This window comes from Pseudomonas sp. PDNC002 (genome assembly GCF_016919445.1).
Classification (GTDB): domain Bacteria; phylum Pseudomonadota; class Gammaproteobacteria; order Pseudomonadales; family Pseudomonadaceae; genus Pseudomonas.
This window is the reverse complement of record NZ_CP070356.1, coordinates 3,628,948-3,652,556: the sequence shown is the minus strand read 5'-3', so window position 1 is coordinate 3,652,556 and position 23,609 is coordinate 3,628,948. Positions and strand designations below refer to the sequence as shown.

Below are 23,609 nucleotides of genomic sequence, written 5' to 3'. Positions count from 1 at the left end.
GATCGACTGCAAAGAATCACCATGTCCCACGCCACGCTTCCCTCACGCGCCTTCCTCAAGGGCGCCATCGACATCATGCCGCTGTCCCTGGCGGTCCTGCCCTGGGGCCTGCTCGCGGGCTCCCTGGCCATCGACGCGGGGCTTTCGCCGCTGCACGGCCAGGGACTGTCCGCCATCGTCTTCGCCGGCGCCGCGCAACTGGTCGCGATCGGCATGCTCAAGGGCGGCGCCGGATTCTTCTCGATCATGATCACCACCCTGCTGCTGACCTCCCAGCACCTGCTCTACGGGATGACCATGCGCCCGCTGATCTCCGGCCTGCCGGGGCGCTGGCGCGCGGGGCTGGGCTTCCTGCTCACCGATGAATTCTTCGCGCTGACCAGCGGCCACGACCGCCAGACCTTCAACCGCTGGTACGCGCTGGGCGTGGGCCTGACGTTCTACATCGCCTGGAACCTCTTCACCCTCGCCGGCGTGCTGGTGGGCAGCAGCATTCCAGGACTGGAACACCTGGGCCTGGACTTCTCCATCGCCGCCACCTTCGTCGCACTGATCGCACCGGTGGTGAAGAACGTGCCCACCGTGGTCTGCGTCGCCGTCTCGCTCTTCTGCTCGGTGCTGCTGAGCTACTGGCAGGTCGGCTCGGCGCTGGTGCTGTCGGGGCTGGCGGGAATGTTCGCCGGCTTCCTCTGCCAGAAACTCGCGGGGGTGCGCGCATGATGGTCTGGGCAGTGATCGTCGGCATGGGCCTGATCGTGTTCTTCAACCGCTACGTGTTCCTCGAACCGCGCCTGCCGATCCGCCTGAGCAGCAACGTGCGGCAATTCCTCGGCTTCGCGGTGCCGGGCATGCTCACCGCGATCTGCGGGCCGATCGTCTTCCTCCCCGAGCACCAGCTCAACCTGCGCCTGGACAACCCCTACCTGCTCGGCGCGGTCGTCGCCGTGGCGCTGGTGCTGTGGACGCGCAACGTGCTGCTCAGCGTGGTGCTGAGCATGGGGGCGTTCTACCTGCTGCGCTGGTGGCTGTGACCGCTGGGGAATCCGTCTGAACCTCTTGCGCCGCGTGGCCTTCGAATGATCGAGGCCCACGCGAAGCGCAGGAGTCACCATGCACAACCTCGAAACGCCCACCCTGAAGCTGGGACTGTTCCAGCCTTTCGACAGCCTCGGCCAGGCGCTGATCGCCGGCGCCCTGCACCGCCAGCACGAAGTGACGGTGCTGCTCGATGACCTCAACGCCCTGCAGGCCCGTCCCGGCCTGCGCAGCAAGCTGGGTAGCCTGGACTCGTCGATCACGGTCAGCGAAGCGGTATCCGGACTCGATGTGATCTTCGCCTTCCTGGGCAACGAGCCTGCGGAAAACCTCCCGCCCCTGTGCGGCGCGCTACTCGATGGCGCCCTGCGTGCCGACGTGCCGCGACTGTTCCTGGTCGGGCATTGGCAATGGCTGGTTGAGCCCGCTGGCGCCGACGACGAGCAGCTCGGCGCCGGCCTCGCCCGCAGCCTGGAGGCGAGCGGCCTGGGCTGGACCCTGGTGGAAGCGCCCGGCACGCCCGAAGGGCTGCGCATCGACGACTTCACCCGCGCCGGCCTCGCATCCGACGAAGAATCCGCGCGGGCCCTGGCCTGCGCCGAAGCGCTGCTCGACGAAGTGCGCCTGGGCTTGCACCGCCACCAGTGCCTGCGCCTGCGCAGCGGCGATTGACCCTGTCCGGACCAGGGCCGCGCTCAGTCCGTCGTTCCTTCGTCGTGGCCGTGAAGGGGCTCACCCCAGGGCGCGCATGACAGCCACGGACTCACGCCCCCGCCATATCCAACGCCGCCGCCTGCTCTTCCACCAGATTCCGAAACAGCTCCAGGGACCGCGAGCGCGTGTCGCTACGCCAGATCAGCCAGGTGTTCAAGCGGGCAAAGTCGCCCGCCATCGGCCAGGCGCTGACCGAGATGCTGCCGGGCATGTTCGACAGCATGCTGCGTGGCATCACCGCCAGCCCGCCGCCGGCGCTCACGCAGGCAAGCATGCTGTGGTAGGACTCCAGCTCGCGGATGGCGCCCGGCGCGGCGCCGTCGGCGGCGAACCAGCGCTCGAAGTGGTGGCGGTAGGAACAGTTGTCGCGGAACACGTAGATCATCTCGCCATCGGCGTCCCGCCCACGCTGGATCGGCGCGTGGTGGGACGGCGCGACCACCAGCATGTCTTCGTCGAACACCGGCATGCCGTCCAGTGCCGGGTGCTTGATCGGACCGTCGACGAAGGCGGCGATCAGCTCGCCGGCGATCACGCCGTCGATCATCGTGCCGGAGGGCCCGGTGGACAGGTCCAGCTCCACCTTCGGGTACTGCTGGTGATAACGCGCCAGCAGGCGTGGAATGCGCACCGCCGCCGTGCTTTCCAGCGAGCCGATGGGGAAGCGTCCGCTGGGTTCCTTGCCGGATACCACCACCCTCGCCTCTTCCACGAGGCCAAGGATGCGTGTCGCATAGACAAGGAAGTCGTGCCCGGCCAGCGACAGGCGCAGGCGGTTGTTCTCGCGGATGAACAGGTCGGCGTCCAGGTCCGCCTCCAGTTGCTTGATCCGCGTGGTGAGGTTCGATGGCACACGGTGCATGGCCTGTGCGGCGGCGGCGATGCTTTTGTGGGCCGCCACGGCGCAGAAGATTTCCAGCTGGACCAGGTCCATTTCATTCTCCAAACGAGAGCGTAATCGTCATTATTATTCAGTTTTCATGAGCATATTTCAACGCGACACTGGCTCCACTCCGCCCACCCACCTTTCAGGAGCGAGCCATGAGCATCACCCCGCAGACCCACGCGATTTCCCGCAGCCCCGCCACCGGCGAGGTGATCGACAGCTACGCCTTCGAATCCGCGCAAGCCCTGGAACAATCCCTGGCGCGCGCCGCCCAAGGTTACGCCGGCTGGAAGCGCACCCCGCTGGAGCAGCGCGCCGCCGCGCTGGTGCGCCTCGGCCAGGCCCTGCGCGCCAATGCCGAGACCTTCGCGCAGACCATCACCGCCGAAATGGGCAAGCCGATCGCCCAGGCCCGTGGCGAAGTGGAAAAGTGCGCCGGCCTGTGCGACTGGTACGCCGCCAACGGCCCGCAGATGCTCGCTGCCGAACCCACCACCGTTGAACACGAGCGCGCCTGGATCGAGTACCGCCCGCTCGGCCCGATCCTCGCGGTGATGCCGTGGAACTTCCCGGTCTGGCAGGTGCTGCGCGGCGCCGTGCCGGCCCTGCTGGCGGGCAACACCTATGTGCTCAAGCACGCGCCCAACGTCATGGGCAGCGCCTACCTGATGCTGCAGGCTTTCCAGCAGGCCGACTTCCCGGCTGGCGTGTTCGAGGTGATCAACGTCGGCAATGACCTGGTGTCCCAGGCCATCCGCGACGACCGTATCGCCGCCGTCACCGTTACCGGCAGCGTACGCGCCGGCTCGGCCATCGGCTCCCAGGCGGGTGCCGCGCTGAAGAAATGCGTGCTGGAACTGGGCGGCTCGGACGCCTTCATCGTGCTGGCCGACGCTGACCTGGAGGTGGCCGTGAAGGCCGCCGTGGCTGGGCGCTTCCAGAACTCCGGGCAGGTCTGCGCCGCGGCCAAGCGTTTCATCATCGAGGAGAGCATCGCCGACGCCTTCACCGAGCGCTTCGTCGCCGCCACCCGTGAACTGGTGATGGGCGACCCGACCCAGGCGCAGACCTACATCGGCCCCATGGCGCGCTTCGACCTGCGCGATGAGCTGGACGACCAGGTGCAACGCACCCTGGCCGAAGGCGCCACCCTGCTGCTGGGCGGCGGCAAGGCGGAAGGTGCGGGCAACTTCTACCTGCCCACCGTGCTGGGCGACGTCACCCCGCAGATGACTTCGTTCCGCGAGGAACTGTTCGGCCCGGTGGCCTCGATCATCCGTGCCAAGGATGCGCGTCATGCGCTGGAGCTGGCTAACGACAGCGACTTCGGCCTGACCGCCACGGTGTTCACCGCCGATCTTGCCCGGGCCCGGCAAATGACCGCCGAGCTGGACGTTGGTGGCGTGTTCATCAACGGTTACAGCGCCAGCGATCCGCGCGTCGGCTTCGGCGGCGTGAAGAAGAGCGGCTTCGGTCGCGAGCTGTCGCACTTCGGCGTGCGCGAGTTCTGCAACGCGCAAACCGTCTGGGTGGACCGCCGCTGAGACGTTCTTCACCCGGACTCGCGCCGCACGGCGCCGGTCCGGGTGACTCGCCTGGCGGTACCACGCTCCGCCAGCCACCGCTCAAGGCGACTGAATCGGCGACGCCGGCAACCTGCTGTTGCAGCTTGGCGCGTAAACACATTCAAGTTGACGTCCTGGGACATGACGCAGGGCAGCTGCCTCTTTAGCGTGCGCTCTGAATGAAACAGAGGAAGTCCCACTTGGAACACCCACTCTCCCAGCGTGTCATTGCAATCACCGGCGCCTTCGGCAACCTCGGCGACACCCTCGCCGACATGGCTGCCGCCCAGGGCGCGCGCCTGGTGCTGATCGATCGCGCCTCGACGACATTGCCCTCCACACCCGAACAACTGCTGCTGCCGGGCGTGGACCTCACCTCGGCCGCCGATTGCCAGGCCGTGGCGAGCCGTATCGAAGCGCACTATGGTCGCCTCGATGCGCTGGTGAACGTGGCCGGTGGCTTCGCCTGGGAGCCGATCCAGGGCGGTGATGTCGAGACCTGGGACCGCCTCTACGCACTCAACCTGCGCACCGCGCTGAACACCTGCCAGGCGCTGCTGCCGTTGATCCGTCGCTCGGCGGCCGGGCGCATCGTCAATATCGGCGCCGGCGCGGCGGCGAAGGCCGGCATGGGGATGGGTGCCTACGCAGCGTCCAAGGCCGGCGTACTGCGCCTGACCGAGAGCCTCGCCGAGGAACTCAAGGATCAGGGCGTGACGGTGAATGCCGTGCTGCCGAGCATCATCGACACCCCGCAGAATCGCGCCGCGATGCCCGATGCGGAGTTCGACCGCTGGGTGACGCCGCAGCAACTCGCCGGGGTGATCCTGTTCCTGCTCGGCGATGCCGCGTCGGCCATCACCGGCGCCGGCATCCCGGTCACCGGCAGGGTCTGACCCAACCGACGGGCGCCGCTGGCCGCGGCGGCGTCCGCCTTGGTAGATTCGCCCCATAACAACCGGACCACCGGACCGCCTTGCCCCTATGCGCCCTGCCACCTCCAGCGCCGCTTTCGTCAACCACGTACTCGACGTCGCCGAACAATACGGCTGCGACGGCGACCTGCTGCTGCGCGAGATCGGCCTGCCGCGCGAGCGCCTGGCCGACCCGATCCTGCGCATTCCCATGCATCAGCTGCGCGCCCTGCTGGAGCTGGCAGCGCGCATGGGCGGCCTGCCGCACTTCGGCCTGCTGGTGGGCGCGGCGGTGCGCCCCGGCAGCTACGGCGTGCTGGGCGCGGTATCGATGACCAGCGCGACCCTGGGCGAGTCGATGAGCATGATCCGGCGCTTCGGCAAGATCGTCTTCGACAGCCCGTCCAGCCAGACGCAGATCACCATCGACGGTGGCCGGGTACTGCTCGAAGACCGCCGCATCACCGAGCTGGAGCCTTACAGCGGCTACCTGCAGGAGGCGGTGCTGGCCGGCTGGACCGCTTTCGGCCGCTGGCTGATCGGCAGCAGCGCGCCGTTGCTGGCAGTGCAGATGATGCATGCTGCGCCCGGCGATACCTCGCACCATGAAGCGTTCTTCGGCTGCCCGGTGCAGTTCGGTGCCGACCGCAATGCGCTGGTCTTCCCCGAGACAATGCTCGCCGCGCGCATCCAGGGCGCCGACGCACGAACCCACAGGAGCCTGCTGCTGGAGGCGGACCTGCAACTGGGCCGTTCCTACGCGCCGCTGTCGGTGATCGGACGCCTGCGCACGTTGCTGGTGGAGCGCATGCCTGGTGGCGAAGTGAGTCTGGAAGGCCTCTCAAGCGACCTCGCCATGTCGCCGCGGACCCTGCAGCGCAAGCTGGCCGCCGAGGGCGAGAGCTTCTCCCAGGTGCTGGAAACCATGCGCATGGAGTTGGCCGATCACTACCTGCGGCACACCGACTCCAGCGTCATGGAGATCGCCCTGCTGCTCGGTTTCTCCCAGGCCAGTGCGTTCAGTCACGCCTTCCGCCAGTCGCGCGGGATCTCCCCGGCAGATTTCCGCAAGACCCTGCGCGCCGGCTAGCACCAAACCCTTTGTAGGAGCGAGCTTGCTCGCGAACCGCATTCCTCCGAAATTTTCGTGCAGAACTCGACCGTGTTCGCGAGCAAGCCCGCTCCTACGTAGTTTGGGATTCCTCAGCGGAGGCTTGCCCTCTCCCTAACCCTGGCTGCGCGCCCCGCTCCGAAGGGAGAGGGGACCGTTCGGAGTAAGATGAAACTGCGGCATCAGCCGGCACGGACGGCTCCCTCGCCCTTCAGGGAGAGGGCTGGGGAGAGGGAAGAACCCCCGAGCACGGACTCGCAGAAGAAGACAGTTGCTCCTACAGGTAATGCCGCTCCTGGCGTCTATGGATCGCCATCACCCAATCGAATGCTCCGCCGATTGACGTCACCCGACATGCGCACTGGCGCCCTGCATCACGCCCGCTTCGGCGCGGCGCGTTAGCCTCCCTGCAACATAATAAGGAGGCAGAAACATGCCCAATATGATCGTCTACGCCGTGCCGGCATTCCTGGTGCTGCTGCTGGTGGAACTGCTCTGGAGCTTCTGGCGGCGGCGCCAGACCTTCGCCCTCTCCGACAGCCTGTCGAGCGCATCGCTGGGGCTCAGCGGCCAGGTCATCAACCTGTTCGTGCGCGCCCTGAACTTCGGCGTCTACCTGCTGGCCTACCAGTACCTCGCGCTGTTCGACCTCTCCACCTCGCACTGGTGGGTATGGGTCATCGGCCTGCTCGGCTACGACTTCTGCTACTACTGGCACCACCGCATGGGCCATGAGGTCAACCTGGTCTGGGCATCCCACGTGGTGCACCACTCCAGCGAGGAGTTCAACTACTCCACGGCGCTGCGCCAGACCAGCACGGGCTTTCTCACCAACTGGTTCTTCTACTGGCCGCTGGCGCTGATCGGCATTCCGCCGACCGTGTTCATCGTCGCCGGCGCGGTGATCCTCGGTTACCAGTTCTGGATTCACACCCGCCACATCGGCAGCCTTGGCTGGTTCGACTACTGCTTTGCCTCGCCCTCCAACCACCGCGTCCATCACGGCCAGAACGCCTACTGCGTGGACCGCAATTACGGCGGCGTGCTGATGCTCTGGGACCACCTGTTCGGCACCTTCGCCAAGGAGCGCCCGGCGTCGGAAGAGCCGATCATCTATGGCATCCACGGCCAGCTGAAGACCTTCGACCCGCTCAAGGCGAACTTCCACAAGTACCGCGACCTGCTCGCCGACGCCCGCCTGGCCGACAACTGGGGAGACAAAATTCGCGTGTGGTTCGCCCGTCCCGGCTGGCGTCCGGCCGCCGCCGAGCGGCTGGACCCGAAGCCGCCCCACGACATCACCGCGTTCCGCATCTATCGCCCGCGCATCTCCGCCGCCACCGCCTTCTACTGCCTGCTGCAGATGCTGCTGATGATGGTGCTGGGCATGGGCTTCCTGGCCTTCGCCTACCAGTTGCCGCTGGCCTGGAAGGTGGTCGGCGCGGTGTGGATCATCACCTCGCTCTGGGTACTCGGCCGCAGCCTGGAAGGCGCGCCCGGCAATGGCCGCTGGCAACTGCTGTGGCTGTGCTCGCTGGCGATTCCGGCGGCCATCGGCCACCTGCAATGGAACCTGCCGGTCGCCTGGGCGGTGGCGCTGTTCTTCGCCGCCACACTGACCCTGTTCGGCATGCTGCTGCGCTCGCTGCGCCAGCCGCAGCCGCTGGAGGTCTGAGATGAATTCCAGCGTGTTCTGCGAGCTGCTGCTGTGCACCGCCAGTATCTGGGCGGCGGCGGATAGCCTGAAGAACGGCCAGGGCTGGCGCGTCGCCGGGTTCACCCTGATCGCCTTCACCGCCCTGCTCGGCGCGCTGGTCTACGGCGGCCTGGAGACGGCGCGCCCCGCGCACCAGTTCATGACCGGCATCTCCGGCCGCATCAGCCTGCTGCTGATCGCTATCGGCAGCCTGCACGGCGCGGCGCGCCACCTGCTGCTGGCCGCCCTCGCCGCACTGATGCTCTGGCTGCCGGACAACCTGGCGCTGGCCGGCAACCTGCTGGCGCTGATCGCCATCGCCTGGCCGGGCCGCTCGCAACGCTGGCCGCTGGCGCTGGCCGGTGCCCTGCTGTTCGTCCTTGCCGGGCTGGGTATCGCCGGGCGCGGCGAGTGGCTGGGTATCCCGCGCGCGGACCTCTACCACCTCACGCTAGTGCTGGCGACGCTGTGCTGGACGCTGGCGCGGCTGCGCGGCACGCGCTGGCTGCTGCGCACGCCAGCTCCCCTCGCCCGCTGAACACGGGCGCCACCGACCACCGGAGAGCCACACCCGGCGTGAGCGCAACACGCCCATTTGCCTTCGCAGAGCACTATCCGAAGGGGCGCCGCCACGAGGCCCCATCTGATGACACACACAATAAGAACCAGTCGTTGGAGTAACCTCACATGACCACCAGATCCCGCAAGCGTCGCTTGCAGACCGGGTCCGCCATTGCCTGCGTTTTACCCTTCATGCTCAGCGGCCAGTCGAAGGCCGTCGAGTTCAGCTTCCTCGACAACCAGCTCAGCGGTTCGCTGGATACCACGGTGTCCTACGGCGCGCTGTGGCGCGTGCAAGGTCAGGACAAGACCAACAACGACGTCAACAGCAACGACGGCAACCGCAACTTCAGCCCGGGCCTGGCCTCGGAGGTGTACAAGATCACTTCCGACCTGGAGGCGACCTACCAGAATTACGGCCTGTTCATGCGCGGCTCGGCGTTCTACGACACGCAGATCATGGACAAGCGCAACGACTACTACGATCACAACGACCCACCGCAGCCCAGCCAGAGCTACCCGCACAACGACCATTTCACCGACGCCACCCGCGACACCGCCGGGCACCGCGCGGAAATCCTCGACGCCTATCTCTACGGCAACTGGGACATCGCCGAGCACCCGCTGAGCGCGCGCCTGGGCCGCCAGGTGTTCAACTGGGGCGAAGGCGTCTTCTACCGTGGCGGCGTCAACACCACCAATCCGGTGGACGCCGCCAAGTTCCGCCTGCCGGGCTCGGAGCTCAAGGAAGTGCTGATGCCGGTGGAAGCCGCGAGCTTCAACATCGGCCTGACCGACAACCTGTCGATGGACGCTTTCTACCAGTGGAACTGGAAAGAAACGCGCCTTGATCCGGCCGGCACCTTCTTCTCCGAGACCGACCTCTTCGCCGATGGCGGCAACACCGGCTACACGCGGGTGAAGGCGCTGTCCGATCCGAGCTTCCAGAGCCTCTACCCGATGCTCTCGGCCAGCCACTTCGCCGGCCTGCAGGGCACCGACTACCTGGACAAGAACGGCTACTTCAAGGTCTCCCACATCGGCCAGGACATCAACGCGAAGAACGACGGCCAGTTCGGCGTGGCGTTTCACTACATCGCCGAGCAGCTCAACTCCACCGAATTCGGCTTCTACTTCGTCAACTACCACGCGAAGGACCCGGTGATCTACGCCGACCTGAACAAGAACTATGCCGGGCTGGACATGGACCAGCTGGCGCGCCTGGTGGGCTCGCCCTCCTACGACGCGCTGATGCAGAGCGGCGGGCAGATGCTCGGCCTGGTCAACGCCGCCGCGGCGGTGGACATGGCCAACCAGGCCACCGCGCGCCGCGAGTACGTCGAGAACATCCGCATGTACGGCCTGAGCTTCAACACCACCCTGGGCGACGCCTCGCTGTTCGGCGAGATCGCCTACCGCCCCAACCTGCCCATCGGCATCGCCACCACCAACGACCTGCTCGGCGACATGCTGGCGCAGGCCGGGAAGATCTCCTCCGGGCAGAAGGTCAACGTCGGCGGGCAGATGGTCGGACTGGGCGGCCAGGTGCACGACTACGAGCGCGTCGAATCCTTCAACTCCTCGCTGGGCACCATCTACAACTTCGGTCCGTCGCTGTCCTTCGACTCGCTGATGGGCGTGCTGGAAGTGGCCGCCGAGCAACTGCGCGGCAGCAGCCTGCAGTACACCGCCTACGACGGCTCGACCCGCTACTACTCCGGGCGCAGCAACGGCGCGTACGTCTCCGGTTTCGACCGCAGCGACCAGGTGAACCGCAACGCCTACGGCGCCACCGTGCTGCTCAGTGGTACCTGGAACGACGTGTTCGCCGGCGTGAACCTCTCGCCCTACGCCGTCTACAAGGACGACTTCAGCGGTAACTCGCAGCAGGCCGGCAACTTCATCGCCGGGCGCAAGGCCTACACCCTGGGCCTCAAGGCGACCTACCTGAACAGCCTGGAAGCCGAGCTGCAATACACCGAGTTCTACGGCGCCGGGCAGGAAAACGCCGCCCGCGACCGCGACAACGTCGGCTTCAACGTCAAGTACTCCTTCTGACCGGAGAACCACCATGGGCAACATCCGTACCCTGACCAGCGCCGCGATCGCGCTGGCCCTTTCCGCCGGCAGCGCGCTGGCGGCGGTTTCCCCGCAGGAAGCGGCCACGCTGCAATCGACCCTGACTCCGCTGGGCGCCGAGAAGGCCGGCAATGCCGCCGGCACCATCCCGGCCTGGACCGGTGGCATCACCCAGGCGCCGGCCGGCTACAAGCCCGGCCAGCACCATATCGATCCGTTCGCGGCCGACAAACCGCTGTTCACCATCACCAAGGCCAATCTCGACCAGTACAAGGCCAACCTGACGCCGGGCCAACTCGCCCTGTTCAACAACTACCCGGACACCTTCCAGATTCCGGTCTATCCCAGCCGGCGCAGCGGCGCGGCGCCACAATGGGTGTACGACAACACCCTGAAGAACGCCACCAGCGCCAAGCTGGCGGAAAACGGCAACGGCTTCGTCGACGCCTTCGGCGGCATTCCCTTCCCGATCCCGCAGAGCGGCGTGGAAGCGGTGTGGAACCACATCGCCCGTTATCGCGGCACCTTCATCGTGCGCCGCTCCGCCGAGGCCGCCGTGCAGCGCAACGGCGACTACTCGCCGGTGGTCACCCAGCAGGAAGCGCTGTTCAAGTACTACCAGCAAGGCGGCAATTTCGCCGAGCTGGGCAACCGCATGTTCTACTTCCTCGCCTTCACCAAGAGCCCGGCGCGCCTGGCCGGCAGTGCGGCGCTGGTGCACGAGACGCTGGACCAGGTGAAGGAGCCGCGCCAGGCCTGGGCCTACAACGCCGGTCAGCGCCGGGTGCGCCGCGCGCCCAGCCTGGCCTACGACACGCCCATTGCCTCCTCCGATGGCCTGCGCACTGCCGACGACACCGACATGTACAACGGCGCGCCGGATCGCTACGACTGGAAGCTGGTGGGCAAGAAGGAGATCTACATCCCGTACAACAACTACCGGCTGTCCAGCGCCGACGTGAAGTACAAGGACCTGCTGACGCCGAACCACCTGAATCCCAAGTACACCCGCTATGAGCTGCACCGCGTGTGGGTGGTGGAAGGCACGCTGAAGCCGGGTGCGCGGCACATCTACTCCAAGCGTGTGCTGTTCCTCGACGAGGACAGCTGGGGCGCCGCCGAAGTCGACCAGTACGATGGCCGCGGCGAGCTGTGGCGCGTGTCGCTGGCCTACCTGAAGAACTACTACGAGTTGCCGACCACCTGGACCTCGCTGGACGTCTTCCATGACCTGCAGGCCCGCCGCTACGTGGCGATGAACCTGGACAACGAAGAGGCCACCGGCATCGACTTCGCCCAGCCGATTCCCGACGGCGAATACTTCAGTCCCGCCTCGCTACGCCGTCGCGGTACCCGCTGAGGGCCGCCAGTAGTAGCCCAGCACCAACTGCACCAGTGCCTCCTCGATGCCCTCGCGCCGGCCCGGCGCCAGGGTCTCGGGCTCATCCAGCATCGCCCGCAGGACACCGCTGACAGCGTGGGCAAGGACGAAGGCCTCGGCCTCGGCGAGCACGCGCGGCTGCTGGTTGGCGCCGACCAGCCCCTGGGAGATCAGGTGCGCCATGATGTTGCCACGCAGCGTCGGCAAGGGACTGCCTCCGCCACGGGTCAGCAGATACTGCATCAGCGCCTTGTGCGCGCCGGTGCGGCCGCCATAGGCGCTCACGGCCGCGTGGATCACCGCGCGGATGCGCTCGCCGGGCGTCTCCGGAGGCCGCCCGGTCAACGCCGCCATGATCCCGCCGGACAATTGCGCCAGCTCGCGCCGGGCCAGCTCGTCGAGAATGCGCTCCTTGTTCGGGAAATACTGGTACAGGGTGCCGACGCTGACGCCCGCCAGTTCCGCCACGTGATTGGTGGTGAAACCTTCCAGGCCGTGGCGATCCAGGATGCGCCGTGACGCCTCCAATATGAGTTCAACCTTCTCCAGCGCCCGCGCCTGACGCGGCAGGCGGCGACTATCCGGCTGATTTTCCTCAGATTTTCTTGGCATTTTGGTCTTCCGGGAAAGCGAGTACAGCAACGCGCGCGACCTTCCTATCATGGCAGCCACATCGAGACCGGCAAGGCGAGCGGATGAACCGCACGCCAACCGGGAAGGAGACCGTCACCATGAACATCAAGACCCGTGCCGCCCAGCTGGACGACGACATCTGCGTGCACATCTTTGCCGCTTCCGGCGCCATGGTCGGTGTGTGCCTCACAGTGGTCGGCATCCTGCGCATCATCGTCAGCCTGCACCGCGTCGACCTGATCGGCCAGGACATGCTGGCGGTGAACACGGTGATCTACCTCGCCACCACCCTGACCGCCTACTTCGGCCTGCGCACACGCAAGCTGCAACGCAACCACCGCCTGGAGCGCATCGCCGACATGCTGTTCCTGCTGGGCCTGACGCTCACCACGCTGACCACCACCTTCATCGCCTGCGCCATGTCCTGCAGCTGAGTGGCGGCCTGGCGCAAGTCGATTGGCGCCCGCCGACATGCCGCCCGGCGCACGGCGCGCTAGCCTGCCAGCCCCACCCTGAAGAGAGGCCGCCATGTCCCGTGCCGCACTGACGCTGAAGTATTTCGCCATCTACCTGATGCTGCTGGGCATCGCCCTGGTGCTGGTGCCCAACCTGCTGCTGAGCCTGTTCGGCATGGCGCCGACACCGGACGTCTGGGTACGCGTGGTCGGCGTCCTCGCCTTCAACATCGGCGTCTACTACTGGTACGCCGCCCGTAGCGAGTCCCGCGAACTCTTCCTGGCCTCGGTCTACACTCGCGCCATCGTGCTGGCGAGTTTCGCGGCGTTCGCTGCCCTGCAGCTGAGCGAGCCGGTGCTGGTGCTTTTCGGCGCCGTCGACTTCTGCGGCGGCCTCTGGACACTGCGCGCACTGCGACGCGAAAACGCCGGGTAACCGGCATACCTGCGGGTTCCGCTGGAGCCCGCGGGTCGACTCGACCGCCAACCCGAAGCTGAGGAACTGCCCATGCGCACACTGACCGCCACCCTGGCCGCCACCTTCTTCCTGCTCGGCGGCACCGTCGCGCCGTTGGCGTTGGCCGAGGGCGACATCGCCAAGGACGTCCGCCAGGATCACCGCGATATCGACAAGGACGTGAAGCACGATGCCGACGAGCTGGACAAAGGCCTCAAGCATGACGACAAGGAGCTGGACAAGGGCGCCGACCACCTGGACAAGGAACGCCACAAGGAAGACAAGCACCTGGACAAGGAGCTGAAGAAACATCTCTGAGGCGAGCCGCCGCAGTAGCGTAAGCAACGCCGGACGCGACGGCCCGCGCACAGCGCCGGGACCGTCCCGTCGTCCTGCCCCGCGCAGGCCGGGCAGGTCACGCGCCCATCCCTTCCCCCCTCCTCACGCCGTACACCCACCCAATCTCGCATGCCGCCGCAAGGAAGTATCCGCGCGTCACAGGCAGAAAATGCCTGTCGAGTTTTTTTGACGAAATATCCAATATTGAATGATTCGTCATTTTTGGTAGATTACGGACACCTGGGCGCCGCCCGGGCCCTTCCACTCGAGCCGGGTCTTCCAATGCATAACAACAACGATCTGCCCCCCGAATCGGTCGATGTCCTGGTGATCGGCAACGGTCCGGTGGGCGCGACGCTCACCGCGTTGCTCGGCCGCTACGGCGTCGACACGCTGGTCATCGACAAGAACCACGACGTGCTGTCCATGCCGCGCGCCATCGCCCTGGACAACGAGGCCCTGCGCATACTCCAGCTGGCCGGCCTCGATGAGGACGCCTTCGACACCGTGGTGATCCCCCATGTGAAGATGCACTGCCCCATCGTCGGCCAGTTCGGCCAGGCCAATACCCGCGGGCGCATCGACGGCCACCACAAGCTCGTGACCTTCTATCAACCCGATCTGGAACAGGCCATGCGCCGCCAGGCGGGGCGCTTCGCGAACCTGCGCAGCCTGGGCGGACTGGAGCTGCGCGAATTCGTGCAGGACGCCGCCGGCGTGACGGCCACGCTGCAGGACGAATCGGGATGCACGCATGTCGTGCGCTGCCGCTACCTGGTCGGCGCGGACGGCGCCAGCTCGCGGGTTCGCGGTCTGATCGGCCAGGAGTTCAACGGCCAGAGCTACTCCGAGGACTGGCTGATCGTCGACGCCGGCGCCCGCCATGGCCAGGCCATCGATCACGTCGAGTTTCTCTGCGATCACCGCCGCCCCACGCCGCACATGCCCGCGCCGGGCGGCCGCGAGCGCTGGGAGTTCATGCTCAGGCCGGGGGAATCGCGGGACCAGATGGAAGACCCGGCGCGCATCGGCGAACTGCTGGCCCCGTGGATCGACCCCGACAAACTGACCATCGAACGCAAGGCCGTCTACCGCTTCCATGCCCGCTGCTGCGACAGTTTCCAGCAGGGCCGCGTATTCCTGGTTGGCGATGCCGCGCACATCACGCCGCCCTTCGTCGGGCAAGGCCTGGTGGCGGGCCTGCGGGATGTGGCCAACCTGGCGTGGAAGCTGTCCTGGGTGCTGCGCGGCAACGCCTCGCCACGGATTCTCGACAGCTATGACGAGGAGCGACGCCCCCACGCCCAGGCGATGATCGACCTGGCCAAGCTGATGGGGCGCCTGGTCATGCCCGGCAACGCGCTGGCAGCGGCGGCGATCCACGGATTCATGAAAGTGCTGCGCAGCTTCCCGCCGGCGCGCCGGCACTTCGAGGAACTGGACATCAAACCGAAGAGCCGCTTCGACCAGGGGTTGTTCGTCCGAGGTCGGCGCCGGCGCTCCGCGGCCACTGGCGCCCTCTTTCCCCAGGCCTGGGTGCGCAGCGCGGGCCGCCTGTGCCTGAGCGACGACCTGCTGGGCGACCGTCTGCAACTGGTCGGCCTGGGCACCGACCCCCGCCGTTGGCTCGATGCGGCGCAGCAGGCCCGCTGGCAGGAACTGGGCGGCGACTTCCTGGAGATCGGTCACGGCCGTGGCAACGGCAATGGAAGCTTCGCCGAGGCGCTGGACGGCACGCTGCTGGACGCCTGGCCACAACCCACGCTGGCAGTGGTCCGCCCCGACCGCGTCATCATGCACCAGGGCGCTCCCGAACAGGCCGGCGAACTCCTGAGCCGCTGCCAGGCGCTGCTGCAGGCATGAGCAGGTACCGGTCGGCCCAAGGCTTCCCGTATCATCGCGGCAGCCCCGCAGCCAGATACGCGCCATGACCGACCCCCTCGACGACACCGCCGCCCCGCTGACCCGCGGCCACAAGAAACGCGCGCGCACCCGCCAGGGTCTGCTGGATGCCGCCCTGCGCGTGTTCGCCCGGCAGGACGTGGCGGCGACGGCATTGCAGGACCTCGCAGCGGAAGCGGACGTTTCCACCGGCACCATCTACAACTACTTCCGCACCCGTGACGAGCTGGCCGAAGCCGTCGGCATCGCCTTGGCCAGCGAGTTTTCAGAGGCCATCTCGGTGCTCAGCGAAGGGGTTCGCAGCGGTGCGACGCGGCTGGCCATCGGCGTGCGCATGTTCGTGCTGCGCGCACAGACCGACCCGCAGTGGGCCAGCGCCCTGCTGCGGGTGATCCATTTTGACCAGGCGGTGCACTCCCGCCTGGCCGACCATGTGCGCAACGACCTGCGCGACGGGCTGGCCGAAGGTGTCCTGAACTACGCGGACGAAGGCCTCGCCCTGGACCTGGTGGTCGCCTGCGCCACCGGCGCGATTCGCGCGACCCTGGAGGGCCGCGCGCCGGCCGGGCAGGACGTCCTGCTCACGGAAATGGTCCTGCGCGCACTGGGCGCGACTCCGGCCAAAGCCAGGAAGATTACCGCCCTGCCCTTGCCGCAGGACGGCTGAACCCTCAGGCCTGGGATACCCAGCGCCGATAGCGACGCGACTGCCTGCGCAGCTTCAACTGGTTGCCGATCAGCGCAAGCAGCGGCGAGGTGCGCGGGTTGGTTGGGCGCCCCTGGCTGAGCAGCGTCAGCTGTTTCTTCACCACCGACTGGGTTGCCACGGCAGCGAACGCCTTGTTCTTCCACGCCACCACGATGGGCTCGACCCGCGCACGTTCCCCTGCCTGCCAGCGCCGCGGCAACGCGGGGTCGACGGCCAGCGCGGTGGCCATGCCGACCATTGATACCCGTCCTTGCAGCGCTCGTTCGGCCACTTCGCGGCGGCGAATCCCGCCAGTCACCATCAGCGGCATGCTCGCCACCGCTGCGATGCGCTCGGCGAATTCCAGGAAGTAGGCTTCCCGCGCCAAGGTGCTGCCGTCGCGCGTCTGCCCCTGCATCGCGGGGCTCTCGTAGCTGCCGCCCGACAGCTCCACCAGGTCCACGCCCCTGTCGTTCAGCATCCGCACCACTGCCTCGGCATCCCGCGCGTCGAAACCGCCACGCTGGAAGTCGGCCGAGTTGAGCTTGACCGCCACGCAGAACGCCGGCGCCACGCGGGCACGGATCGCATCCACGGTGCGCAGCAGGATGCGCGCGCGGTTCTCCAGGCTGCCGCCCCAGTCATCCTCGCGGCGATTGCTCAATGGCGAGAGGAACTGGCTGAACAGGTAACCGTGCGCGGCGTGCACCTGCACGCCGCTGAAACCGGCGCGCTCGGCCAGCAACGCGGCGTCCAGGTAGCGCTGGATCAATCCGTCGATCTCGGTGGCGGACAGGGCGCGCGGCTGGGCAAAGACATTCTTCAGGCCGGGAATGTCCACGGCGATAGCCGACGGGCCCAGCGCTGGCTGACCGAGATCGGCCATCAGCTGGCGGCCCGGATGATTGATCTGCATCCAGGCCTGCGCGCCGTGGCTGCGACAGGCCTCCGCCCAGCGACTGAAGCGCTGCAACCGACGGTCATCCTCCAGCACCACGCCGGCGGGGCCGGTCAGCGCGCGGCGGTCGACCATCACGTTGCCGGTGATGATCAACCCCGCTCCACCCTCGGCCCACCGGCGATACAGGCGCAGCAGGGAATCGCCCGGCGCATGGTCGGCATCGGCGAGGTTCTCTTCCATCGCCGCCTTGGCGATGCGGTTGCGGATCACCTGGCCGTTGGGCAGGTGCAGCGGCTCGAACAGCGTACTCATGGCGTCAGTCCTTCAGATGCTGGGCCAGGGCGGCGAGTGGCTTGCCGGCGCTGCGTCCCATCCAGTGCAAGGTTGATTCGGGTTCATTCGACGGCGCGGCAGCCACCGTCTCGCCCGCCTGGGCGAAGCGCGGGAACAGGCTCAGGGCATGTCCCCGGCCAATGCCCACCAGCTCCGGCGCGCTCCACACGTCGCCGCCAGCGAGCGTGTCCATCTGCTCGACCACCAGCGGTTGCGGCGCGAATGGGAAGTCACTGCCGAACAGCACCTGGGAAGGGCCAACCAACTCCCGCAGCACGGCCATCGATGGCGCCGCCGGTGCCAGCGCGGTATCGAAGTAGAAGCGCTGCAGGTAGTTCATCACCCCCATCGGCGCCTGCTCCTGGAATTGCGGCAGCGCGTTGGCCAACGACACCCGCCACGCCGCGTACGGCAGGAAGCCGCCAGCGTGGGCGAGGATCCAGCGGATGCGCGGATAGCGTTCCAGCGTGCCGCTGAGGATCAGGTTCACCGCCGCCCGCGTGGTGTCGCAGACGAACTCCAGCAGAAAGCCCGGTGCCGTCAGGCCCAGCGCCTGGCTGCTCGGATGCAGGTTCGGGTGGAGGAAAACCGTCGCCCCGCGTCGGTCCAGCTCGGCCATCAATTCGTCGAAACGCGGATCGCCGAGGAACACGCCGTCATTGCTGGCCAGCAGCACGACGCCATCCGCCTTGAGCACATCCAGTGCGTGGATCGCCTCTGCGCAAGCGGCACCGGTGGCCGGCAGCGGCACACAGGCGAAGCTGCCGAAGCGCCCGGCATGCCGCTGCCCCAGCTCCGCCGCGAACTCGTTGCAGCGACGGGCCAGTTCGGCGGCAGCGCGTTCATTGCCGAACCAGACGCCCGGGGAGGATACGGACGTGATCGCGGTCTGCAGGCCTTGCGCATCGAGCAGTTCCAGTGAGCGTTGCGCCGACCACTCCGGCAGGGGCACGCCCGCCGCCCGGTCCAGCCCTTGGCGGCGCAACGCCTCGGCGTAGAACGGCGGCAGGATGTGGTGATGCACGTCGATGCGACCGGGCCTCGGCGGCGACTCCTGCGACCCAGGAGCGGCGGCGTCGGACGGATCACCTGCCGGCGGCAGGGCTGGCAGCTCACCGGCCAGCAGCGAGGCGCTGGCGAGCACGCCGGCGCCAATCACGAATTCTCGGCGTTTCATGTTTTTCTCCCCGGATCAGCGGCTGCGCACGCGTTCGACATAGGCACCCAGCGGCCGGGTCAGGCTGCGTTTCACCCGGCTGCCGAAGGATTCGCCACTGAAGATCGGCGCCGCGGCCACCTGCTCCTGCGCCTCGCGGTACTGCGGGAACAGGCTCAGCGCATGGCCGCGATTGATGCCGTAGCGCTGCTCGTCCGACCACAACGGGTTCTCCTCCAGGGTCTGGCACGTCAGGGTGGTAACCGGCGCCGGGGCGAAGGGGAAGTCGCTGCCGAAGAGAATCTGCGAGGGCGCCACCAGCTCCTTCAGCGCCGCCATGGAGTAACGCGAGGGCGACAGCGCGGTGTCGTAGTAGAAGCGCTTGAGGTAAGTCATCACGCCTTGTGGCGCCTTGTCCTGGAACTGCGGCAAGGCATTGGCCAGCGACACGCGCCAGGCCACGTAGGGCAGGAAGCCGCCGCCGTGGGCGAGGATCCAGCGGATGCGCGGGTACTTCTCCAGCGTGCCGGTGAGGATCAGGTTGACCGCCGCGCGGGTGGTGTCGCAGAGGAACTCGATGAGGAAACCCGGCGCGACCATGCCCAGTTGCTCGCTGGTCTCGTGCATGTTCGGGTGGACGAAGACGATGGCCGCCCGGCGATCCAGTTCTGCCATCAGTTCGTCGAACCGCGCATCGCCGAGGAACACACCGTCGGTGCTGCCCAGCAGGACGATGCCTTCGGCCTTGAGTTCGTCCAGCGCGCGAATCGCTTCGCGGCAGGCAGCCTCGGTGAACGGCGTGGGCAACACGGCGAAGTTGCCGAAGCGGCCGGGATGATCACTGCGCATCTGCGCGGCGAAATCATTGCAGCGCATGGCCAGCTCGCGCGCCTGCTCGACCCCGCCACCGAAGTGCACGCCGGGCGCCGACAGCGAGGTGATGGCGGTCTGGATGCCGTTGAGGTCCATCACCTCGATGGATTTCTGCGGCGTCCATTTCGGCAGCGGAGCACCGGCGACCATGTCGAGTCCCTTCTTCGCCATGGTCTCGACGAAGGCCGGCGGAATGATGTGGTGGTGTACGTCGATTCGACCTTGTTGGATCGTCATTGTTGTTGTCCTTGTCGTGATCCGGAAGCGGGCCTAGGCGGCCCGCGCGATCTTCATGGCTTCGTTGAACCACAGGGCGACCGCGAAGCGGCCCTGTAGCCGACACTCGCCCGCCTCGACGGCGCGCAGCATGTCGGTTTCATCGCGGCTGAGCATGACCCGCAGGGCATCGGCGCTGCGCTGCCACTGCTGGGTGAAATCGGGCCGGCGGTGCACGCCGCGATGCAGGCTGAGCACGCCGCCGCGCAGTTGGTAGTAACCGCCAACGCCGTCGGCGGTGCGCACCTGCAACACAAAGGATTCCTCGTGCAACAGTTCCTTGAAGCGCGCGGAGCGGCGTTCGGCGCGGCGCAGCAGCGGGACGGAGGCCAGCAACAGCAGGCGCAGTTTCAGGGAGTCGAAGAAGGCGCTCATGTCAGCGGGCTCCACGCAGGCGGTTGAACAACGAATGGCAATCCACCGGCAGGCTGTCGCCACGCCAGCAGACGTGCTGGTCCGGACGGACCAGCACGAAGCGGCGCTCGTACAGGTCGACCAGGTGGCGCTCGTGCAGCGGCAACACCGCCAGCGGTACCCGGCACTCTTCGGCGGCCGCCAGCAAGGGCTCGTACTCAGCGGCGTCAGCGTTGAGGGCAAGCAGGGTGAAGCGATCCAGCGGCAACTGGTCGAACACCGCCGTGCCATCGTCACGGAAGGCGCTGGGCAGACGTGCGCCGGACCAGGTGGTCGGCGTGTAGCGAATCTCTTCGTAGGCCGGCTCGCTGGCGTGGTCCGCCTCGATCACCGGCGAGCCGTGGTAGCGATAGCCGATCTCGATGCCGAGGGACTCGTACAGCCGCGACACCTTGCGCTCGAACTCATCACCCATGGCCCGCCGTGCCGCTTCGCCCGCCGGCCCATCGGCAAGCAGCGTGTCACTGCTCTGCATCTGCGACTCGAAGGTGGCCGCGGCGCACTTCTTCACGTGGTCACGGTTGCGCCGGGCGATGGGCAGGCGTTCGGCTTCATAGCTTTCCAGCAACTTCGGACCGCCCCAGCCGGCCAGGCAGGCGGCCAGCTTCCAGGCCAGGTTGTGCGCCTCGGCCACGCCGGTGTTCATGCCCAGGCCACCGGTGGGCATGAACTGGTGCGTGGCGTCGCCGGCAATGAACACCCGCTGCCGGCCGAACGAGCGAGCCACCAGGAATTGCGGGCGCCACGGTCCGGACTGGACGATCTCGTAGTTGAGCTTCACCCCCAGCGCGGCGTCGATCACGCTCTCCAGCGATTCGCCCGGACGCGGTGCGAAGGGCCGGTGCAGGACGTAGTCGTTGCGGCTGGCATCGGGCGAAACCAGCAGCCCGGCGAAGCCCGGACGGGTCAGCCAGGTGTGCCAGTACGGCTGGTGGTTGGGGAACAGGCCGGCGATCTCATCCGAACGCAGGTGGATGATGAACAGTTCGCCGACCAGGTCGCGGGTGCCGTCGTAGTCGATGTTGAGGAAGTTGCGCACGCGGCTGTTGGGGCCATCGCAGCCGATCAGGTACTGGGCGAAGAACTGCTGTGCCTCGCCACTGTCCACGTCATGGGCCATCGCCACCACGCCGGTGGAGCCCTGCTCGAAACCGTAGAGCCGCCAGCCCATGCGCAATTCGATGTTGGGATCGGCCTCGACTTCGGCCATCAGCACCGGTTCGAGGTGCATTTGCGCAATGCGCTGCATCGACTCCAGCGGCAGGCTGCCATCGCGGCAGGCGCGGATGATTTCCGCGGCCTGCTGCACCGGCTGGTAGATCAGGTGGCGGTCAGCCATGAGCGCATAGAAAGGCCCGCTGGCCGAGGCCGCCATGGCCGAATACTGGTTGGCTGTCAGCGGATTGCCTGCCGCGCGGATACGCTCGGCAAGACCCAGCTGGCGGAAGATTTCCATCGAGCGGCAGTTCACCACGTCCAGCTTGGGATGGCGGGTGGTCTCCTTGCGGTCGTTCAGCAACACCGAGCGCACACCCAGGCGGCTGAGCGTCAATGCCAGGGTCAGGCCGACCGGGCCGGCGCCGCTGATCAGTACGGGGATATCGATCATGCCGCCACTCCTTGCAGGGCAATGGATTGGCGAGCCAGCGCGAGCCCGGCGACGAAGCGCTCGGCAACGCGGCCCAGTTCGGCGGCGCGGCCAGCATCGAAGACATAGCGGTCGGGGCGGATCAGCACGAAGTCCATGCCGCCGTCCTCGAACCAGTCCGCCAGCGCTCCGGTGGGATCACCGACGACGGCGCCGGAGGGCTCCTCGTCGAACTCCACCACGCGCAGGTCGACCAGCCGTGCCAGGCGCTCAAGGACCGCGCCGTGGTTGGCCAGGCAACCGCGCCGGGCAAGCACGGCAAAACCATGGCCGAGCACTTCATCCAGCAAGACCCGCGCGCCCTCCTCGCCCTGGCTGACGTGCGGTTGCAGGGCCAGGTGCCCGGAAAGCGGATGGCCCCAGCCACAGAAACCGGCAGCCAGCGGCTTCTTGCGATTAGCCTTCTCGGTGAAGGCGCGATTGGCGAACGGCACCAGGCCGGCGATGCGGAACAGCAGCCAGTCGCGCAGGAAGGCCACGCCCCGGTGGCGGGTCTGGATGATGTTGCCGAGGAACATGGCGCCGTTGATGATCTCGCGCACATGGGCCGAGCGCTCGGCCACGTAGTCGTCGAACAGCTTCGGCTGTGCCGTGCCGCGCAGCACCAGGTCCAGCCGCCAGCACAGGCTATGGGCGTCGCGCACGCCCGAACACATGCCCTGGCCGAGGAACGGCGGCATCTGGTGCGCCGAATCGCCGGCGAGGATGACCCGGCCATTGCGCCATTCGCTGGCCCACAGGCCGTGGAACTTGTAGTAGGCGATGCGGGTGATCTCGATCGTGTCGAGGTCGACGAAGTCGCGCAGCTGCTCGCGCACCAGTGCCGGGTCAGTGGCTTCGCGTTCGGACTTGCCGCCGGTGACCATGAACTGCCACTCGTAGTACGGACCGGCCATGGGCACATAGGTGACCGGCTGGGCCGGGTTGCAGACCTGCGAATGGTTGGCCGGCAGTTGGGCGTCCTTCTGCCCGGAACGGGTCTTGGTGTCGACCACTACCCAGGCCTCGTCGAAATCCGCCGACTCCAGGCGCAGCCCCGCTTCGCGGCGGACGAAACTCTTGCCGCCGTCGCAACCGATCAGGTAACGGCCTTCAAATGTCCGGGTGCTGCCATCGCGCATCACCGCCGTGGCGCGCACGCGGTCGGCGTCCTGCTCCAGGCCGGTGACGCGGCAGCCATACACCGGCGTGAGGTTGGGATAGCGCTTGAGGCCGTCGTGGAAATGCCGCTCCAGGGTCGGCTGGTGGAACCACCAGGCGCCGGGGTGGCCGTAGCGGCGGTCCTGGCTGCCGATGCGTGAACGGGAGATCGGTTTACGGCCGGGCCGCTGGAGAATCTCCATGTCCGTGAAGGATTCACTGGTGCGGCCAATTTCTTCTGCCAGTCCGGCGAACTGGAAGATCCGCATGATCTCGTCGTCGAAATGCACCGCCCGCGGTGCGTAGTACAGGTCTTCGTCACGCTCCAGGCCGACCACCGACCAGCCGTAGCGCCCCAGCAGATTAGCCAGCACCGCCCCGGTGGGGCCCAGGCCGACAATGATCACGTCACAGGTTGTTGTCGTTGTTATGGACTCTTCCATCACTCGCTC

General features: G+C 67.2%; 23 protein-coding genes. 15 read left to right on the top strand and 8 right to left on the bottom strand.

Annotated features, from left to right (window positions below):
* The first annotated feature begins 21 nt into the window (after positions 1 to 21).
* The 3 genes from JVX91_RS16820 (at position 22) to JVX91_RS16810 (ending at position 1,707) form a co-directional block, all read left to right on the top strand.
* On the top strand, positions 22 to 720 hold the full coding sequence (locus JVX91_RS16820; RefSeq protein WP_205335333.1) for an AzlC family ABC transporter permease: 699 nt from the start codon (positions 22 to 24) through the stop codon (positions 718 to 720).
* Complete coding sequence (locus JVX91_RS16815) at positions 717 to 1,031, top strand: AzlD domain-containing protein (RefSeq protein ID WP_205335332.1); 315 nt, start codon at positions 717 to 719, stop codon at positions 1,029 to 1,031. The genes JVX91_RS16820 and JVX91_RS16815 overlap by 4 nt, the downstream gene beginning before the upstream one ends.
* Positions 1,032 to 1,110: 79 nt before the next feature.
* A complete protein-coding gene (locus tag JVX91_RS16810; RefSeq protein ID WP_205335331.1) occupies positions 1,111 to 1,707 on the top strand; it encodes an NAD(P)H-binding protein in 597 nt (198 codons plus the stop codon).
* A gap of 91 nt (positions 1,708 to 1,798) precedes the next feature.
* Here JVX91_RS16810 and JVX91_RS16805 read toward each other — a convergent pair whose 3' ends face one another.
* Complete coding sequence (locus JVX91_RS16805) at positions 1,799 to 2,683, bottom strand: LysR family transcriptional regulator (protein ID WP_205335330.1); 885 nt, start codon at positions 2,681 to 2,683, stop codon at positions 1,799 to 1,801.
* Positions 2,684 to 2,790: 107 nt separating this feature from the next.
* On the opposite strand from JVX91_RS16805, the gene JVX91_RS16800 reads away from it, so the two are divergent.
* The 7 genes from JVX91_RS16800 (at position 2,791) to JVX91_RS16770 (ending at position 11,921) form a co-directional block, all read left to right on the top strand.
* Complete coding sequence (locus JVX91_RS16800; RefSeq protein WP_205335329.1) at positions 2,791 to 4,179, top strand: aldehyde dehydrogenase family protein; 1,389 nt, start codon at positions 2,791 to 2,793, stop codon at positions 4,177 to 4,179.
* 221 nt (positions 4,180 to 4,400) lie between these two features.
* Entirely contained in the window at positions 4,401 to 5,096 is a 696-nt protein-coding gene (locus JVX91_RS16795; RefSeq protein ID WP_240201604.1) for an SDR family NAD(P)-dependent oxidoreductase, read from the top strand.
* An 88-nt stretch (positions 5,097 to 5,184) separates the two neighbouring features.
* The gene (locus JVX91_RS16790; protein ID WP_205335327.1) at positions 5,185 to 6,204 is read left to right on the top strand and encodes an AraC family transcriptional regulator; all 1,020 of its coding nucleotides are present in this window, start codon (positions 5,185 to 5,187) and stop codon (positions 6,202 to 6,204) included.
* Between the two features lie 454 nt (positions 6,205 to 6,658).
* Positions 6,659 to 7,900 (top strand): sterol desaturase family protein, encoded by a 1,242-nt coding sequence (locus JVX91_RS16785; protein WP_205335326.1) that lies wholly within the window; start codon positions 6,659 to 6,661, stop codon positions 7,898 to 7,900.
* A 1-nt stretch (position 7,901) separates the two neighbouring features.
* Positions 7,902 to 8,459: a hypothetical protein gene (locus JVX91_RS16780; protein WP_205335325.1), complete on the top strand. Its 558-nt coding sequence runs from the start codon at positions 7,902 to 7,904 to the stop codon at positions 8,457 to 8,459.
* A gap of 149 nt (positions 8,460 to 8,608) precedes the next feature.
* Positions 8,609 to 10,540 (top strand): DUF1302 domain-containing protein, encoded by a 1,932-nt coding sequence (locus tag JVX91_RS16775; protein WP_205335324.1) that lies wholly within the window; start codon positions 8,609 to 8,611, stop codon positions 10,538 to 10,540.
* A 13-nt stretch (positions 10,541 to 10,553) separates the two neighbouring features.
* The gene (locus JVX91_RS16770) at positions 10,554 to 11,921 is read left to right on the top strand and encodes a DUF1329 domain-containing protein (protein ID WP_205335323.1); all 1,368 of its coding nucleotides are present in this window, start codon (positions 10,554 to 10,556) and stop codon (positions 11,919 to 11,921) included.
* On the opposite strand, the gene JVX91_RS16765 is transcribed toward JVX91_RS16770, so the two are convergent.
* The gene (locus JVX91_RS16765; protein ID WP_205335322.1) at positions 11,898 to 12,554 is read right to left on the bottom strand and encodes a TetR/AcrR family transcriptional regulator; all 657 of its coding nucleotides are present in this window, start codon (positions 12,552 to 12,554) and stop codon (positions 11,898 to 11,900) included. The two genes, JVX91_RS16770 and JVX91_RS16765, sit on opposite strands and share 24 nt — an antisense overlap.
* Positions 12,555 to 12,673: 119 nt before the next feature.
* On the opposite strand from JVX91_RS16765, the gene JVX91_RS16760 reads away from it, so the two are divergent.
* The 5 genes from JVX91_RS16760 (at position 12,674) to JVX91_RS16740 (ending at position 16,395) form a co-directional block, all read left to right on the top strand.
* A complete protein-coding gene (locus JVX91_RS16760; RefSeq protein WP_205335321.1) occupies positions 12,674 to 13,009 on the top strand; it encodes a hypothetical protein in 336 nt (111 codons plus the stop codon).
* A gap of 94 nt (positions 13,010 to 13,103) precedes the next feature.
* Positions 13,104 to 13,466: a hypothetical protein gene (locus JVX91_RS16755; protein WP_205335320.1), complete on the top strand. Its 363-nt coding sequence runs from the start codon at positions 13,104 to 13,106 to the stop codon at positions 13,464 to 13,466.
* Positions 13,467 to 13,538: 72 nt separating this feature from the next.
* Entirely contained in the window at positions 13,539 to 13,805 is a 267-nt protein-coding gene (locus JVX91_RS16750) for a hypothetical protein (RefSeq protein ID WP_205335319.1), read from the top strand.
* A 303-nt stretch (positions 13,806 to 14,108) separates the two neighbouring features.
* Positions 14,109 to 15,689, top strand: a complete 1,581-nt coding sequence (locus JVX91_RS16745; RefSeq protein ID WP_205335318.1) for a bifunctional 3-(3-hydroxy-phenyl)propionate/3-hydroxycinnamic acid hydroxylase — start codon at positions 14,109 to 14,111, stop codon at positions 15,687 to 15,689.
* A 55-nt stretch (positions 15,690 to 15,744) separates the two neighbouring features.
* Positions 15,745 to 16,395 (top strand): TetR/AcrR family transcriptional regulator, encoded by a 651-nt coding sequence (locus tag JVX91_RS16740; protein ID WP_205340028.1) that lies wholly within the window; start codon positions 15,745 to 15,747, stop codon positions 16,393 to 16,395.
* A 4-nt stretch (positions 16,396 to 16,399) separates the two neighbouring features.
* Here JVX91_RS16740 and JVX91_RS16735 read toward each other — a convergent pair whose 3' ends face one another.
* Genes JVX91_RS16735 through JVX91_RS16710 form a run of 6 tightly spaced genes read right to left on the bottom strand, consistent with a single transcriptional unit; the run spans position 16,400 to position 23,600 of the window.
* Positions 16,400 to 17,629, bottom strand: coding sequence for an NADH:flavin oxidoreductase/NADH oxidase family protein (locus JVX91_RS16735; protein WP_205335317.1), 1,230 nt, complete (start codon positions 17,627 to 17,629; stop codon positions 16,400 to 16,402).
* A 4-nt stretch (positions 17,630 to 17,633) separates the two neighbouring features.
* Complete coding sequence (locus JVX91_RS16730; RefSeq protein WP_205335316.1) at positions 17,634 to 18,827, bottom strand: amidohydrolase family protein; 1,194 nt, start codon at positions 18,825 to 18,827, stop codon at positions 17,634 to 17,636.
* A 15-nt stretch (positions 18,828 to 18,842) separates the two neighbouring features.
* Positions 18,843 to 19,916: an amidohydrolase family protein gene (locus JVX91_RS16725; RefSeq protein WP_205335315.1), complete on the bottom strand. Its 1,074-nt coding sequence runs from the start codon at positions 19,914 to 19,916 to the stop codon at positions 18,843 to 18,845.
* 33 nt (positions 19,917 to 19,949) lie between these two features.
* On the bottom strand, positions 19,950 to 20,330 hold the full coding sequence (locus JVX91_RS16720; RefSeq protein WP_205335314.1) for a hypothetical protein: 381 nt from the start codon (positions 20,328 to 20,330) through the stop codon (positions 19,950 to 19,952).
* Between the two features lies 1 nt (position 20,331).
* Positions 20,332 to 21,978 carry an FAD-dependent monooxygenase gene (locus tag JVX91_RS16715; protein ID WP_205335313.1) on the bottom strand — a complete coding sequence of 549 codons (1,647 nt, stop codon included), beginning with the start codon at positions 21,976 to 21,978 and terminating at the stop codon, positions 20,332 to 20,334.
* Positions 21,975 to 23,600: a bifunctional 3-(3-hydroxy-phenyl)propionate/3-hydroxycinnamic acid hydroxylase gene (locus JVX91_RS16710; protein WP_205335312.1), complete on the bottom strand. Its 1,626-nt coding sequence runs from the start codon at positions 23,598 to 23,600 to the stop codon at positions 21,975 to 21,977. Before JVX91_RS16710 ends, JVX91_RS16715 begins: the two co-directional genes overlap by 4 nt.
* Positions 23,601 to 23,609: the final 9 nt, after the last annotated feature.

Coding starts and splice junctions, on each gene's coding strand:
- JVX91_RS16780 (WP_205335325.1), top strand. CDS start 7,902: ATGAATTCCAGCGTGTTCTGCGAGCTGCTGCTGTGCACCGCCAGTATC.
- JVX91_RS16765 (WP_205335322.1), bottom strand. CDS start 12,554: ATGCCAAGAAAATCTGAGGAAAATCAGCCGGATAGTCGCCGCCTGCCG.
- JVX91_RS16750 (WP_205335319.1), top strand. CDS start 13,539: ATGCGCACACTGACCGCCACCCTGGCCGCCACCTTCTTCCTGCTCGGC.
- JVX91_RS16755 (WP_205335320.1), top strand. CDS start 13,104: ATGTCCCGTGCCGCACTGACGCTGAAGTATTTCGCCATCTACCTGATG.
- JVX91_RS16720 (WP_205335314.1), bottom strand. CDS start 20,330: ATGAGCGCCTTCTTCGACTCCCTGAAACTGCGCCTGCTGTTGCTGGCC.
- JVX91_RS16730 (WP_205335316.1), bottom strand. CDS start 18,827: ATGAAACGCCGAGAATTCGTGATTGGCGCCGGCGTGCTCGCCAGCGCC.
- JVX91_RS16800 (WP_205335329.1), top strand. CDS start 2,791: ATGAGCATCACCCCGCAGACCCACGCGATTTCCCGCAGCCCCGCCACC.
- JVX91_RS16815 (WP_205335332.1), top strand. CDS start 717: ATGATGGTCTGGGCAGTGATCGTCGGCATGGGCCTGATCGTGTTCTTC.
- JVX91_RS16805 (WP_205335330.1), bottom strand. CDS start 2,683: ATGGACCTGGTCCAGCTGGAAATCTTCTGCGCCGTGGCGGCCCACAAA.
- JVX91_RS16735 (WP_205335317.1), bottom strand. CDS start 17,629: ATGAGTACGCTGTTCGAGCCGCTGCACCTGCCCAACGGCCAGGTGATC.
- JVX91_RS16715 (WP_205335313.1), bottom strand. CDS start 21,978: ATGATCGATATCCCCGTACTGATCAGCGGCGCCGGCCCGGTCGGCCTG.
- JVX91_RS16770 (WP_205335323.1), top strand. CDS start 10,554: ATGGGCAACATCCGTACCCTGACCAGCGCCGCGATCGCGCTGGCCCTT.
- JVX91_RS16745 (WP_205335318.1), top strand. CDS start 14,109: ATGCATAACAACAACGATCTGCCCCCCGAATCGGTCGATGTCCTGGTG.
- JVX91_RS16820 (WP_205335333.1), top strand. CDS start 22: ATGTCCCACGCCACGCTTCCCTCACGCGCCTTCCTCAAGGGCGCCATC.
- JVX91_RS16725 (WP_205335315.1), bottom strand. CDS start 19,916: ATGACGATCCAACAAGGTCGAATCGACGTACACCACCACATCATTCCG.
- JVX91_RS16810 (WP_205335331.1), top strand. CDS start 1,111: ATGCACAACCTCGAAACGCCCACCCTGAAGCTGGGACTGTTCCAGCCT.
- JVX91_RS16790 (WP_205335327.1), top strand. CDS start 5,185: ATGCGCCCTGCCACCTCCAGCGCCGCTTTCGTCAACCACGTACTCGAC.
- JVX91_RS16775 (WP_205335324.1), top strand. CDS start 8,609: ATGACCACCAGATCCCGCAAGCGTCGCTTGCAGACCGGGTCCGCCATT.
- JVX91_RS16760 (WP_205335321.1), top strand. CDS start 12,674: ATGAACATCAAGACCCGTGCCGCCCAGCTGGACGACGACATCTGCGTG.
- JVX91_RS16785 (WP_205335326.1), top strand. CDS start 6,659: ATGCCCAATATGATCGTCTACGCCGTGCCGGCATTCCTGGTGCTGCTG.
- JVX91_RS16710 (WP_205335312.1), bottom strand. CDS start 23,600: ATGGAAGAGTCCATAACAACGACAACAACCTGTGACGTGATCATTGTC.